Origin of the sequence: Streptomyces sp. NPDC047081, from assembly GCF_040643775.1 — a bacterium.
Lineage (GTDB): Bacteria > Actinomycetota > Actinomycetes > Streptomycetales > Streptomycetaceae > Streptomyces.
In genome coordinates, this window is record NZ_JBEYUY010000006.1 from 354,625 (window position 1) to 368,060 (window position 13,436).

At 73.5% G+C, this 13,436-nt stretch carries 13 protein-coding genes; 7 read left to right on the forward strand and 6 right to left on the reverse strand.

What is annotated here, in order from left to right:
• Positions 1-39 precede the first annotated feature (39 nt).
• On the reverse strand, positions 40-3,354 hold the full coding sequence (locus ABZ848_RS14575) for a BTAD domain-containing putative transcriptional regulator (RefSeq protein WP_360830679.1): 3,315 nt from the start codon (positions 3,352-3,354) through the stop codon (positions 40-42).
• Between the two features lie 212 nt (positions 3,355-3,566).
• Between ABZ848_RS14575 and ABZ848_RS14580 the strand changes: the two genes are divergently transcribed.
• From ABZ848_RS14580 to ABZ848_RS14600, 5 genes are all read left to right on the forward strand, one after another.
• Complete coding sequence (locus ABZ848_RS14580; RefSeq protein WP_360830682.1) at positions 3,567-4,205, forward strand: hemerythrin domain-containing protein; 639 nt, start codon at positions 3,567-3,569, stop codon at positions 4,203-4,205.
• Entirely contained in the window at positions 4,202-5,122 is a 921-nt protein-coding gene (locus tag ABZ848_RS14585; protein ID WP_360830685.1) for a pyridoxamine 5'-phosphate oxidase, read from the forward strand. The genes ABZ848_RS14580 and ABZ848_RS14585 overlap by 4 nt, the downstream gene beginning before the upstream one ends.
• Positions 5,119-5,247 carry a hypothetical protein gene (locus ABZ848_RS14590; RefSeq protein WP_360830688.1) on the forward strand — a complete coding sequence of 43 codons (129 nt, stop codon included), beginning with the start codon at positions 5,119-5,121 and terminating at the stop codon, positions 5,245-5,247. Before ABZ848_RS14585 ends, ABZ848_RS14590 begins: the two co-directional genes overlap by 4 nt.
• A gap of 96 nt (positions 5,248-5,343) precedes the next feature.
• On the forward strand, positions 5,344-5,754 hold the full coding sequence (locus ABZ848_RS14595) for a PLD nuclease N-terminal domain-containing protein (RefSeq protein WP_360830691.1): 411 nt from the start codon (positions 5,344-5,346) through the stop codon (positions 5,752-5,754).
• A 339-nt stretch (positions 5,755-6,093) separates the two neighbouring features.
• On the forward strand, positions 6,094-7,512 hold the full coding sequence (locus ABZ848_RS14600) for a cytosine permease (protein WP_360830694.1): 1,419 nt from the start codon (positions 6,094-6,096) through the stop codon (positions 7,510-7,512).
• A gap of 32 nt (positions 7,513-7,544) precedes the next feature.
• Here ABZ848_RS14600 and ABZ848_RS14605 read toward each other — a convergent pair whose 3' ends face one another.
• Positions 7,545-8,174 carry a hypothetical protein gene (locus ABZ848_RS14605; RefSeq protein WP_360830697.1) on the reverse strand — a complete coding sequence of 210 codons (630 nt, stop codon included), beginning with the start codon at positions 8,172-8,174 and terminating at the stop codon, positions 7,545-7,547.
• A gap of 52 nt (positions 8,175-8,226) precedes the next feature.
• Positions 8,227-8,571 (reverse strand): transcriptional regulator, encoded by a 345-nt coding sequence (locus ABZ848_RS14610; RefSeq protein WP_360830700.1) that lies wholly within the window; start codon positions 8,569-8,571, stop codon positions 8,227-8,229.
• A gap of 118 nt (positions 8,572-8,689) precedes the next feature.
• On the opposite strand from ABZ848_RS14610, the gene ABZ848_RS14615 reads away from it, so the two are divergent.
• Positions 8,690-9,673, forward strand: coding sequence for a zinc-binding dehydrogenase (locus ABZ848_RS14615; RefSeq protein WP_360830703.1), 984 nt, complete (start codon positions 8,690-8,692; stop codon positions 9,671-9,673).
• A gap of 91 nt (positions 9,674-9,764) precedes the next feature.
• On the opposite strand, the gene ABZ848_RS14620 is transcribed toward ABZ848_RS14615, so the two are convergent.
• Together ABZ848_RS14620 and ABZ848_RS14625 are read right to left on the reverse strand one after the other, a co-directional pair.
• Positions 9,765-10,454: a hypothetical protein gene (locus ABZ848_RS14620; protein WP_360830706.1), complete on the reverse strand. Its 690-nt coding sequence runs from the start codon at positions 10,452-10,454 to the stop codon at positions 9,765-9,767.
• The gene (locus ABZ848_RS14625; protein WP_360830709.1) at positions 10,451-10,936 is read right to left on the reverse strand and encodes a sigma-70 family RNA polymerase sigma factor; all 486 of its coding nucleotides are present in this window, start codon (positions 10,934-10,936) and stop codon (positions 10,451-10,453) included. The genes ABZ848_RS14620 and ABZ848_RS14625 overlap by 4 nt, the downstream gene beginning before the upstream one ends.
• Positions 10,937-11,102: 166 nt before the next feature.
• On the opposite strand from ABZ848_RS14625, the gene ABZ848_RS14630 reads away from it, so the two are divergent.
• Positions 11,103-12,002: a transglutaminase-like domain-containing protein gene (locus tag ABZ848_RS14630; protein ID WP_360830711.1), complete on the forward strand. Its 900-nt coding sequence runs from the start codon at positions 11,103-11,105 to the stop codon at positions 12,000-12,002.
• Here the strand turns inward: ABZ848_RS14630 and ABZ848_RS14635 are convergent.
• The gene (locus ABZ848_RS14635) at positions 11,989-13,389 is read right to left on the reverse strand and encodes a PucR family transcriptional regulator (RefSeq protein WP_360830714.1); all 1,401 of its coding nucleotides are present in this window, start codon (positions 13,387-13,389) and stop codon (positions 11,989-11,991) included. The genes ABZ848_RS14630 and ABZ848_RS14635 overlap by 14 nt on opposite strands.
• Between the last annotated feature and the right edge of the window lie 47 nt (positions 13,390-13,436).

The following is a 13,436-nucleotide window of genomic DNA, read 5'->3' on the forward strand; positions in this document are numbered from 1 at the left end:
ATCGCCGAGCCCCTCGGCCCCCCGACGCCCGCCCCGCCCTCAGGCGGTTCGCCGGCACTCCCGTCCGGCGGCCGCCCGGCGTGCCTCGGCGAGGCGGTGCGGTGAGTCCCAGGCGGAGGCGACGCGTTCGGCCAGCGCGTAGTTCTCGGCCGCGGCCCGGTCCTCGCCGAGGAGCCGGTACAGATCGGCGAGGGCGTGGGCGAGGGGCCGGGTCGCGTAGGCGGCGCCGGCCGTCCCGGCGAACTGGTCGCGGATCGGCAGCAGATGCCCGACCAGCATGGCCGCCGTCTCCGTGTCGCCGAGCAGGACCGCGAGTTCGCAGCGGTAGTCCAGCTCCACGCCGTAGAGGTGGTCCGTCACCGGCCGGGGCGCGATGGGCACCGCCGCCGCCTCGTCCAGCCGTCCCCGGCGGGCCAGGACAAGCGCCTGGGCCACCGCGACCGGGGCGCCGATCTCCGCGTACAGGTCGTCGACGACGTCCTCGATGTCGGCCGCCCGGCCCTGGGCGAGACGGATGGTGATCAGGCCGAGCGTGCGGGGGCCGGTGGCGTGGTGGGCGCCCACGCGCCGCAGCAGGCCGTCGGCCTCGGCGTAGCGGGCCTCCGCCTCGTCGAAGCGGCCGTTGACCGTGGCGAGCATGGCCGAGGTCGCGGCGGCGATGCCCTGCGCCCACAGCATGCGGTAGCGGCGGGCCAGTTCCAGGGCCTCGGCGTTGTGCCGGCGCAGCCCGTCGGGGTCGTTGCGGGTCGCGGCGGTCATGCCGTCGAGGTGCTCGCAGACCCAGCGGTAGGCCGGCAGGTCGTGCGCCTCGGCCAGCTGCCGCAGCTCCGCGACGAGCGGCGTGCGCAGCGCGCCCTGTGCCTCGTGCGGCAACAGCTTGGCGGACGTCATCAACGCCGAGGCCAGCAGGCGCGGTTCACCCTCGGCCCGGGCCAGCGCCAGTTGCGCGTGCGCCGCCCGCACGGCCCGCGGCGCCTCCTCGGCGGCCACGGCGTCGACGAGGACCTGGAGGACCCGGGCGCGGGTCGCGACGTCGAGCGCGGGGTCGTCGGCGAGCCGTTCAAGGCGGGCCAGGGCGGTTCGGTCGAAGAGCCCCTCCAGCCGGGAGCGCCAGGGCGAGGGCTCGGTCCAGGCGCCGTAGACCGCGGCCACCAGGTCGTCCCGGCCGGCCCGCACCGCGAGGTCGACCGCCCGCTGCCGGGTGTGCCGCGCGGCGTCGGTGGACCCGGCCCGCAGCTGCGCCGCCAGCAGCCGTACGTAGAGGGCCACCGTGTCGTCCGGGGAGACGTTCCCGGGATCGGCCGCCCGGTGCGCCTGCAGGGCGTGCTCGATCAGCTCGACGGCCACGTCGTGCGCGTACCGCCGCTCGGCCAGTTCGGCCGCCCGCAGCGCGTAGTCGACGGCCAGGGGCGCGTTCGCGGTACGGCCCGTGCGGGCGAAGTGGAAGGCGAGGGCCGCGAGGTCGTGCGGGCGGTGGCGCCGCAGGCCCTGCGCGATGCGGTCGTGCAGCCGGGCCCGCCGCACCCCGGACAGGTCGGTGTAGAGGGTGTCGCGGACCAGTGCGTGCACGAATCGGACCCGGCCCAGCGCGGGCTCGGTCAGCAGATCCGCTCTCACCGCGGCGTCGAGTCCCGCCAGGACCGTGTCCTCGTCGGCGTCGGCCACGTCGACGAGGAGGGCGACCTCGGCCTCCGTCCCGGCGACGGCCGCCAGCTGCAGCGCCGAGCGGGCCTCGGCCGGCAGCAGGGCCAGCCGCCTGCGCAGCACGTCCCGTACCCCCTGGGGTACCTCCGACACGGCCACCAGAGCGCCCTCGCCGACGAGCAGGCGGGCGCTCTCCAGGACGTAGAAGGGGTTGCCGCCGGTGCGTTCGGCGAGGGCGGTCACGGTGGCGTCGTCGACGGGTTCGCCGCAGACGGCGGTGACGACGGTCGCGACGTCCTGGGCCGAGAGCCCGCCGAGCGCGATGCGCCGCGGGGCCCGCAGCGCGAGCCGGCCGAGGGTCTTGACCAGGTCTTCCCCGACCTCCGCGGGCCGGTAGCCGGCCACGATCAGCAGGGGGACGCCGGTGATCTGGGCGGCCGTCTCCAGGAGGGCCAGGGTCTCGCCGTCGCCGCGGTGCAGGTCCTCCAGGACGACGGCGAGGGGCTGTCCGGCGGCCGCGTCCCGCAGCCAGGCGGCGAGGGCGCGGTGGGTACGGAAGCGGCCCGCGGCGGCCTCGTCGCGTGTCGTGGCGGCCACGGTCTCCGGCTCGTGGAGCAGGGCGGTCAGCTCCTCGGGGCGGGCCGGCGGCACGACACCGGCCAGGGCGCCGAGCGCCTCCACCCAGGCCCAGGCGGGCGGCGCGCCCTCGTACTCGGGGCAGCGGCCGACCACCACCGTCCACCCCGCCGCCTCCAGCCGTCCCGCGAACCGTTCCAGCAGCGCCGACTTCCCCGCCCCGGCCTCGCCGGTGATAAGGAGGACACCGCCCGCACGCCGGGCGGCCCGCGCCGCGGCGGCCGCGGCGCCCAGCTCCGCCTCCCGGCCGACGAAGAGACCGCCCTCGTCCTCGGGCACACCGGGGGCGGTCTCCAGCGGGGCGAGCGGTACGGCCGCGCGCAGCACGTCCAGCCGCCGGTTGAGGACGGCGTGTTCCAGCCCGGCCAGGGCCGGCCCGGGATCGCAGCCGAGTTCCTCCCGCAGCACGGCGGCGGCCCGGCGCAGGGACGCCAGGGCGTCTCCCTGGCGTCCGCAGGCCCACTGGGCGAGGGCGAGCAGCCGCCAGCCCTCCTCCCGCAACGGGCTCTGCCGTACGAGGACTTCGGCCGCCGGCACCGCTTCGGCCGGGTGTCCGGTGCGCAGGTCGGCCGCGACGGCGAGTTCGCGGGCCTGGGCGCACAGTTCGGTCAGCCGGGCCACCTCCGACTCCGCCCACGGTTCGCCCGCGTGCTCCAGGAACGCGGGACCCCGCCACCAGCCGAGCGCCTCGGACAGCAGCTCCCTCGCCCGGTCGGGCGGAGCGCTGCGGGCCCGGGACACCAGGGCCTCGAACCACCAGGCGTCCACCGCCTCGGCGGGCAGCCGCAGGGCATAGCCCGGCGGGGAGGTGACCAGCACGGACGCGGGGGTGCGCGGGAGCCGCTCCGGCTCCAGCAGGCGGCGCAGGTTGGACACGTAGGTGTGCAGGGACACGGTGGCCCTGGCCGGGGGCACCCCGCGCCACAGCTCGTCGATCATGCGGTCGACGGGCACCACCCGCCCGCCGGCCGCGACCAGCAGCGCGAGTACGGCCCGCTGCCGGGGAGCGCCCAGTTCGACGGGCTGCCCGCCGGCCTCGGCGCCGAGGGAGCCCAGGACTCGTATGCGCAGCACGCCGCGCGAATCTACCCGAGCGGTGGTGGCGGAGCGTGAACGGTCACTAAACGCCCTGGTCGGCGAGGCACCAAGTGCCGTGCCAAGTGGGCGCCAAGACCGCCGGGCGACGGTGGGCGTTCCTCGTCGGAACCTCATCGTTGGAGCAGGCAGGCGTGTCCCGCAGTACCGCATTCCCCGCACCCTCGGGCCCACGGCCCTACACACACGAGATGGTGGTCGTCCACCGGGTCTTCCGGCGCGAGTCGGCGCTGGCTCCCCGTCTGGTACGGGCCGTGCCGGACGGCGGCACGGCCCGCGCGGCCCAGGTCGCGGCCCACCTGGACGACTACGTCATGGGCCTGCACCATCACCACTCCCTCGAGGACGAGTTGATCTGGCCCCTGCTGCACGCGCGGGGCGCGGACGGCGGGCTGGGCGAGCGGATGGAGGAACAGCACCAGCGCATCGACCGGACCCTGGCGGTGGTGGCCGAGTGGCTGCCCGCATGGCTGCGGGAGGCGAGCCCCATCGCCCGGGAGGAACTGGCCCTGGCGCTGGCCGAGCACCACACGGTGCTTCTCGAACACCTCGACGACGAGGAGCGGCTGGTGCTGCCGCTGGTCGCCGAGCATCTGACCGTCGACGAATGGGAGCTGGTGGGCCGGCGCGGTCTTGAGGGGCTGCCCAAGGACAAGGTGCTGCTGGCCGTCGGCGCGATCCTGGAGGACGCGACACCCGAGGAACGCGCCTACTTCCTCGGCCGGGCCCCGCTCCTCGGCCGCCTGATGTGGCGGCTCGTCGGCCGGCGGAAGTACGCCGCGTCCTGCCGTGCCCTGCGCGGCCCGCTGGACGGGGAGACGGGCCGGTGACCGTGCTCGACTCCGCGCCCCTCGACACCCTGGACGCCTACCGGACCTGCGAGTTCGTCACGCTCGGCCGGGACGGCGCACCCCTGGTCTGGCCCGCCGCGGTCCGGCGCACGGGCGACGGGAAGCTGCTGCTGACCACGTCCCTGGCGTTCGCGCAGAAGGCCCTGAACGTGCGCCGGGACGGGCGCGTGGCCCTGCTCTGGTCCGACCCCACCGGCAGCGGCCTCGCGGACGCTCCGCAGATCTTCGTCGGCGGGCTCGCCGTGTGCCCGGACGACATCATGACGGGACCGGAGGGCGCCGAGCACTACTGGCGGATGCTCTTCGAACGGCAGCCGCACAGCCGGTCCTATCTCGCCCCCGGCTTCAGGCGCCTGATGGAGTGGTACTACCTGCGCCTGCTCATCACCGTCACCCCGGAACAGGTCGTCGTACGCCCTCCGCTGGCATCCCTGCTCGCGGAGGAGCCGGCCGCCGGGGCGGAGCCCGCCGCGCCTCCACTCGGGGCCGCGCAGCTCGCCCGCTACCCGAGCGCGGTGCTCGCGGCCTGCGACAAGACGGGAGCGCCCGTGCTCGCCCGGACCCGGCCGGTGGCGACGGACGCGGGCTTCGCGCTGACGGTGCCCGCCGACTGCGCCATGACGGCCGGCCCCGCCTCCCTGCTGGTGCACCGGCACGACGAGCGGCTCAACAACATGCGGAACAGCCTCGTCCGCGGCGAGCTGCGGCAGGCCGGCGACGGCTGGCTGCTGGTCCCCGGCAGGGTGGTGGAGCCGATGGGTTCCGGACGCCCCACCGACGCGGTACGGGTGCTGCGCCAGACCAAGCGGGCCACCGCGCGCTATCTGGAACGGCGCGGCCTGCCCCGGCCACGGGTGCGGTGGGAGGCGTTCCGGGCGCTGGCCGACCCACGATGACGGTCATCGTCGTCCTCGTCGCCACGGTGGCCGTCGCGGCCGGCCTCCGGGCCCTCGGCCGCCGGCCCCACCAGCACACCGACAGCGACCGGATCCGGCAGGTGATGCGCTCGCCCCACCACTGACCGGCGGACGGGGGCGGAGTCGCGGCCACCCGCTACCCTGACCCCGTCACCGGGGCCCGACAGCGCCCCGTCACCGTCTTTGGGGGATCGCGCACCATGTTCCGGTATCTGCCGTTCCTGCTGGTCCTGGCGTTGTGGATCTACGCCTTCATCGACTGCCTGAACACCCCCGAGGAGCAGGTGCGCGGGCTGCCCAAGGTCGTCTGGGTCATCATCATCCTGCTGTTCGGCGAGGTGCTGGTCGGGCCGATCGCCTGGCTGGTGGCCGGCAAGGTGAAGCACGCGCCGGCCGGGGGCTCCACGCCCTCCGAGTGGCACCGCAACCACCGCACGGAGTTCGTCGCGCCCGACGACAACCCCGAGTTCCTCCAGTCCCTCAAGGCGGAAGCTGCATCTTCCAAAGACGTGAAGGACGAGGCCCTCCTCAAGGACTGGGAGGCCGACCTGCGCCGCCGCGAGGAGGAGCTGCGCCGCAAGGAGCGCGGCGAGGAGCCCAGGGCCGACTGATGGAGCTGCGGCTGTCCAGCGTGACCGGCCAGGTACGGGCGCTGGAGTCGTCCCTGGGCGTGGAGCTGTTCGACCGGCTCGGCAGACGGGAATTGTCAGGCAGCCCCCACGGTGCCGGAGAGCACCATCGCGGTCGTCAGCTGGGCCGTGCCCTTGTTCTCTGAGGTCATGCCCATGAAGCTGGAAGCGGGCATACGTCCTGGTCCACGCGCCAGTGGGGCGTCCTGCCGATGACCCCATCGGCGCTGCCGATGCGTGCAGGTTGTACGCCGCCGGGGCTTCCGGTGCGGACAAAGCGCCTCTGGGCCCGGACCGGTCGGAACCGGACACTTGGCTCGCATGACGACTGCTCCCGCCGACTCCACCGGCACCCTCGCCCCCGCATACGGTGACAAGGTCATCGCCGTCGAGACGGCGGGCTCCGAGCCCATCCCCGACGCCGAACGCCATGGCTCCCCGCTCCAGCTCCTGTGGACCTGGGCATCCCCCAACATCGAGTTCGCGACCGTCTTCATCGGCGTGATCTCGGTCCTCTTCTTCGGCCTGAGCTTCTGGCAGGCCACGGCCGCCATCGTGCTCGGCACCGCGGTCGGCGCCGTCACACAGGGCGTGCTGTCCCTCGACGGCCCGCGCTTCGGCGTCCCGCAGATGGTGATCGGCCGCTTCTCCTTCGGCCACCGCGGCAACATCCTGCCGTCCGCGGCCAACGGCCTGGTCGCGGGCGTCGGCTGGTTCGCGGTGAACAGCGTGAGCGCTGCCTTCGCCCTCAACACCCTCACCGGACTGCGGCCGCTGCCCTCCCTCCTCCTCGTGGTCGTCGCCGAGATCCTGATCGGCTTCATCGGCCACAACTTCGTGCACAGCTTCGAGAAGTACGCCTTCCCGGCGCTCGCGGTGATCTTCCTGCTGGCGGGTGTGTGGACCTTCAAGGACGCCGACCTCGGCGGGGGCGGCACGGGCGGCGGCGTCGGCGGCTTCCTGCTCGCGTTCAGCGCGGCCTGGGGTTACGCGGCCGGCTGGAACCCGTACGCCACGGACTACTCCCGCTACCTCCCGCGTACGGCGGACAAGTTGAAGACGATCGTGTACCCGGCGGTCGGCCTCTTCGTCTCCGTCGCCGTCGTCGCGGTGATCGGCGCGGCCTCCGCGACGATCGTCTCGCCGAAGGACGCTACCCCGACTGCCGCGTTCACCGGTCATCTCCCGGGCTGGCTCGGCGACCTGGTCCTCATCGCAATCATCCTCGGCGCGGTCTCCGCGAACGCCCTCAACGTCTACTCCGGCGCCATCTCCATCGCCTCCTTCGGCCTGAACCTCCCGGCCTGGCTCAGCCGCAGCGTGCTGGTTGTGGTCTCCGGGATCGCCGGCACGGCGGCCGCGTGGGCGTCGCTGGACGACGCGGGCGCCGCGTATGAGGCGTTCCTGCTGGTCATCGCGTACTGGGTGGCGCCGTGGCTCGGGGTCGTGCTGGTGGAGCGGTGGCTGCAGGGCCGTACCGCCACCGACGAGGAGCTGGCGGCCCGCCTGACCGACCGTTCCTTCACCAACTGGCCCGGAATCGCCGCCCTGTTGATCGGCGTTGCCGTCTCCGTCCCGCTCTTCTCCAACCAGGAGGACTACGTCGGATACGTCCCGAAGCACTGGCCGTCCTTCGGCGACAGCACCCCGCTGGTCGGGTTCCTGCTGAGTGCGGTGCTGTACGCGGGATGGAAGCTGGCGACGGCGCCCAAGGCGCAGCCGGCGACGGTGGAGGCCTGAGCGGACCGAACATCCGGAAGCCGGACGAAGGCTCAGGCGGCGCCGGCCGGTTCGGCCTGGTCGGCGTACTCGATCTTGATGTACTTGCTGTTGCTCTCCCCGTAGGCCTTCTCGATGATCGGGGCGGCCGTGCCGGGGTCGTCGACGCCGACGTGGACGAATCCCCGTTCGTCCACGCCGACTTCGCGCATGTCGAAGGTGCCGTCCCAGCGCTTGATGTCGTCGGCGATGCGGTCGGAGAGGCGGTCCAGGGTCCGGCGGTCGACGTCGGTGTCGTGCAGGCGGACGGTCACGCCCTTCACCGCCGAGCCGCAGACCTCGTCGTCGAAGGCGCCGGAGGGGATGCGCCAGACGTCGGCGGTCTGCCGGTCCTCGTCGACGGAGAGGCCGGTGAAGACGGCCGCGTAGGGCTGCTGCCGGGCCAGCTTGTCGATGTGGGCGAGGACGCGCTCCAGCGGCGAGCCGTCGGTGGTGTCGGGGAGGCTCGCGACGGGGCGGGTGCCGACGCATTTCTTGGGCGCGTCGGCCCTCACTTTCGACTGAACGCCGTCGTCGGCGCCGATGTTGCGCAGCCCCTGCACGACCAGGGCCACCAGGACGGCCACGGCGACGATCGCGACCACCACACCGGCCCACATGTACGTGTGCCAACGCTTCCTCATGCCCCCTCCTCCACGCCGGGTCCTACTGTGACGCCGGAGGGGGCGGAAGCGTTCAGGCCGTGGGCTCGTCGTCCCTCAGGACCAGGTCCAGCAGACCCGGGAAACGGCTCTCGAACTCGGCCCGGCGCAGCCGGTTGACCCGCCGGGGCCCCTCGTCCCGCTGCTCCACCAGCCCCGCGCCCCGCAGCACGGCGAAGTGATGACTCAGCGCCGCCTTGCCGACCGGCACGTCGAAGCTGCCGCAGCTGCGGGACCACTCGGCCGAGCCGGCCAGTTCCCTGACGAGGCTGATCCGCACGGGGTCGGCGAGCGCGGCCAGGGCCGTCTGCACGGAGACGTCCTCGGGGTGCGTGTGCTCGGGGGCGGCCCGATGAGAGGTGGTCGTACGCTGCGTCACGCTGACTCCTTCCGCACGGTGCCGAGTGGGGCCACTTGCCGAGTGTTCGATGAGAACCATACACTCCCGACTGTTCGCTTCCCATCGAACACCGAGTCGCTTCGAAAGGTGCTGTGTCATGCGCGCGGTCGAGTTCCAGGAGTACGGCGGTCCCGAGGTCCTGAAGGTGGTGGAGACGGAGGTCCCCGAACCGGGCCCCGGCCAGGTGAGCATCGACGTCGCGTACACCGGCGTGAACTTCGCGGACCTCAAGGCGCGCGCCGAGGGCTACCGCGTGCCGCACCTCCCCTTCGTCCCCGGCCTGGAGGCGTCCGGGCGGATCCGTGCCCTCGGCGAGGGCGTCGAGGGGCTCGCGGTCGGCCAGGAGGTGACGGCGCTGACCGAGGGCGGCGCGTACGCGGACGTGACCCTCGCGAACACCTCCACCGTGTTCCCGGTCCCGTCCGGCGTGGACCTGCGCACGGCGGCGACCCTGCCGACGGTACTGCCGACGGCGTACGCCCTGGTCCACTCCCTGGGCCGGCTCCAGCCCGGCGAGACGGTGCTGGTGCAGGGCGCGGCGGGCGGTATCGGCACGGTGGTGGGGCAGCTGGCGAAGGCGGCGGGCGCGGGGGCCGTGTACGGGGTGGTGTCCGGGGAGGCGAAGGCGGCGTACGCGCGGGAGTACGGGTACGACGAGGTGTTCGTCGGAGGGGTCGCCGAGTTCACGGAGGCGGTGCGGGCCGCGACCGACGGCCGCGGGGTCGACCTCGCGCTCGACCCGGTCGGCGGCGAGACCTTCCGCGCGAGCCTCGCCTCCCTCGCGGTCTTCGGACGGCTGGTCTCCTTCGGCAACGCGAGCTCGGCGCCGGCGTGGAGCGTGGGCCAGCCGGAGCTGTATCCGACCGGGGTGTCGGTGGGCGGCTTCTCGATCCTGACGCTGGCGCAGACGGCACCGGGCGAGCTGCGGGCCCTGGCCGGGCGGGCGTTCGCGAAGGCGGTGGACGGGACGGTGTCCCTGCCGGTCACGGCGGAGTTCGGGCTGGAGGAGGCGGCGGAGGCGCATCGCCTGATGGGCACACGGACGAGCACGGGGAAGCTGCTGCTGCGGGTGGGCGGCTGAGCGACGCGACCGACGGTCAGCCGCCCCCCTTTCACTGACCCTCGCCGGTCAACCGACCGTCAGCCGCCCACCCTTCACCAGCCCCCTCCGGTCAGCCGAAGTCCGGCAACTGGGTCGAGCAGGTCAGCGCCGTGTCCGTGGGGACGAGGCGCTCCACAGACCCCGGGCGGCCGTCGGTGGTCCTCAGCTGTTCCGGGGTCAGATACCCGATGAACAGCTCGGTGTCGGCGGGCATCGCGTCCGGCAGGAAGTCGAAGGTGACCCGGTCGTCGGCCGCGCGCCGCCCCTTCATGACCTGGTCGACGCCCTCGCCGACACCGGAGTCGTCCAGCTTCTGGTCGTCGCCCGGCCCCTTGCAGAACTCGCCGACCTTGATGATCACGGGGAACCCGGCGTCGTGCAGGGCCCGTTCGAGCCCCGCGTGGTCGTCGAAGTAGGCCTGCTTGTCCCAACTCACGCGCACCGACCCGTCCTTGAGGCTGTCGACGGTGTAGGCGGCGGTACGGATGTGCACGGTGCCCGCACCGGTCGCGAGTTCGGTGGAGGGTGGCGCCGTGGACGGGTGCCCGTACGACGGCACGCCGAGCGCGAGTCCGGCCGCGACGGCGGTGGCACAGGCGGTGAGGCCGATACGACGACGCCGACGCCGGGCGCGTCCACCGGCGACGATCTGCTCGACGGACGTGTCCAGGCCGACCTCGGCCAGCGACTCCTTCAGGGCGTCCAGTACGGCGGTGTCGTACGCGGTGATTTCCTGTTCGGGCGTTTTCCGCTCGGTCATTTTCGGGCCTCCGGGGTGACGAGGTGGCCGCGCAGGGTCGCGACGGCCCGGGAGAGGTGGGCGGTGACGGTGCCGGGCGCGATGCCCAAGGCCTTCGCGGTGGCCTCGGTGTCGAGGTCGAGGAACACCCGGAAGGCGATCACTTCCCGCTGGCGGCGCGGCAGTCGACGCAGCAGCGCGAGCAGGGACGGATCGACGCCGGAGTCCCCGCCCGGCGGCTCCACGACGTCGTGGGCCTCCCCCAGGGCGACCTCGCGCCGACGCCGGCGCCACCAGGAGACCCGGGTGTTGAGCGCCGTACGCACGACCCAGGCGCGCGGCGCCGGATGCCGGGCGACCTTGGGCCACGCAGCCCACGCCCGCGTGAACGCCTCGGCGACCAGGTCCTCGGCCAGCTGCCGCTCCCCCACACCGGCGAGAACGGCCCGCAGGCACACGTCCCGACTGCTGCGATAGAACTCCGCGAACTCCAACTCCTTCACATCCCGTATACGCCGGGGGCCGGGGATTCGCTTACCCGTCGGCCCGTTCTCCCACGGGCGCCGAAACGGCAGAAGCCCCTGGACAATCGGCGGCGAATTTTGACACGGTGTGGTCCACCGACCCGCATTCGAACACGCGGTCGATGACACCCGCCTGGAGGCCTGCATGTCGCTCGACTTCTACGCCTCGCACAGCACGTTCTCCGACCCCGGCGAACTGACCGCCCGCTACGCCGACTTACCGCGTGACCGGGCCGAACTCGCCCGCATCTCCCGCGACTTGCTGATCCACCGCCTGGAGGGCCCGCTCTTCGGCCACACCCACCCGGCCGACCGCCTCCACAACGACGCCGAGACCCGCTACGTCGACGACATCCTGCGGATCCTGATCGCCCGCGACGCCGCTCCGCTGGGCCGCCGACGCGAGGTGGGCGACCGGTTCGTCGGCATCTGCCGGGACTTCGCGCTCCTGCACTGCTCGTTCCTGCGCCACACGGGCACCCCGGCCCGCATCCGCTCGGGCTTCGCCGACTACTTCGCCCCGACCGGCTTCCACTACGACCACGTGGTCACCGAGTACTGGGACGAGAAACGGGGTTGGCTCCTGGCGGACCCCCAGCTCGCCGACCCCACCGTCACCGCCAACTGGCAAGCGGACTTCGACCCGATGGACGTCCCTCGGGACCGCTTCCTGGTAGCGGGCGAGGCATGGCAGGCCATCCGCGAGGACCGGGCGGACCAGCGAACCTTCGGCCTCCACCCACCGGAGGAGGGCCCGTTCTGGGGCGAACGCTTCGTGGCCGGGAACATCCGCCTCGACCTGGCCATGCTCAACAAGGTGGAGACCCTGCTGTGGGACGTGTGGGGCGAGGACGAGGGCGAGCCGGGCAGCCCGCTGCCGGAGCCGTCGCGGGAGTTCTACGACCGCGTCGCCCCGGTCGTCAGCGGCGAGGTGTCCTTCGACGCGGCACGCAAGCTCTTCACCGAGGACGACACCCTGCGCACCCCGGCCACGGTGACCTGTTACGCCCCTTTCAACGGCCCGAGCCTGGTCACCCTGCGCTAGGCGCAACGCCCCTGAGGGGCGCGGGGCTGTATCCAATTACGGCTCCGCCGCGGGGCGCCACCAGCCCCCACGGCGCCGCACCCGCAGCGTGCCCCCTCACCACCCGTTGCGCACAAGCAGCCTGCAGCAACTCCCCCAGCAGATCCGGATCGTCGATCTCCAGCCCCAGCAAGGACTCGATCCGCTCCAGCCGCTGATACAGCGACTGCCGCCCGATGTGCAGCAGCGCCGCCGTCCGGGTCGGTGAGCAGCCGTGGCGCAGATGCACCTCCAACGTCCGCACCAGGTCGCTCGGATGGGCCGCCTCCCACGCCAGCAGTGGCCCCAACGTGTGCTGCACCAGCCGCGCGAGCCGGTCGCGGTTGGTGTCGATGCCGCCTCGGGTCAGCTCGCGTTCCAGGGCGAGGGCCCTCGCGGAGGTCACCAACGGGCCGTCGGGGACGGCGGGTTCCGCGGCCGGCACGGTCAGCGCCAGCTCCAGCGTCGTACGGGCCGCACGCAGGGTGTCACTCCAGCGCAGCCAGCCGCTCGCGGCGTCGACGGCATGCCCCACGGCGACGGTGAGACCCGGGTCGGCGGCGGACCGAAAGGCTTCCTGGACGGCGCGCACGGGATCCCCGGAACCGAACCGGCCGACCGCACCTCCGCCACGACCGGCCCCACCGACGCCGACACCCTTGCCACCCCGGCCCACGCTCCCGCCCCCGGGCAACGCCACCAGCGCCAGCACATCCCCCGGAAACGCCGCCCGCAGTACCCCCGCCCCGCCGCCGAGCAGCCGTACCGCCCGGTCCACCGCGCCCACCTCACGCGTGCCGGACACCGACACCCCGATCAGGCGGGCGCCCGGGCCCGGGTGGAAGTCGGCGAGGGCCGCTCGGGCCTCGACCTCCGGCTGGTTCAGGGGGGCTCGGTCGGCCAGGTCGGCGAGGAGGGCCGTCGTGTGGTCGTCGCCCCAGGGGCGTACCGCCGAGCGGCCCGAGAGGCCGCGCGCGACGATCGCCCGGTTCGCCGCCTCCGTGATGCGCACGAAGGGGACCACCCGGTGCATGGCGAGCAGCGGCAGGCCCAGCCGGCGGGCCTCGTCGACGACCTCCGCGGGCATGTGGGGCAGGGCGCGGCCCACCTCCACCGCGAGGCCGGCCGCGCCGCGGGCCGCGAGCTCACGGACGTACCGCCGCCGGACCTCCTCCTCCGCGTCGGTCAGTCCGAAGCCGTTGGTGAGGAGGAGTTCGCCGCCGTCGAGGAAGTTCGCGCCCTCGTAGACCTCACTCGAGTGGACCCAGCGCACCGGGCGGTCCAGGGCGTTCTCGCCGGCCAGCAGTGCGGGCTCGGCGGCGCGTACGTGGTCGAGGTCCAGGACTTCGCGGAGGGTGAGTGCGGCCATGGGCTACCTCCAAGGGTCGGACAGTTCGTCCGGCGGCGGGATGCCGG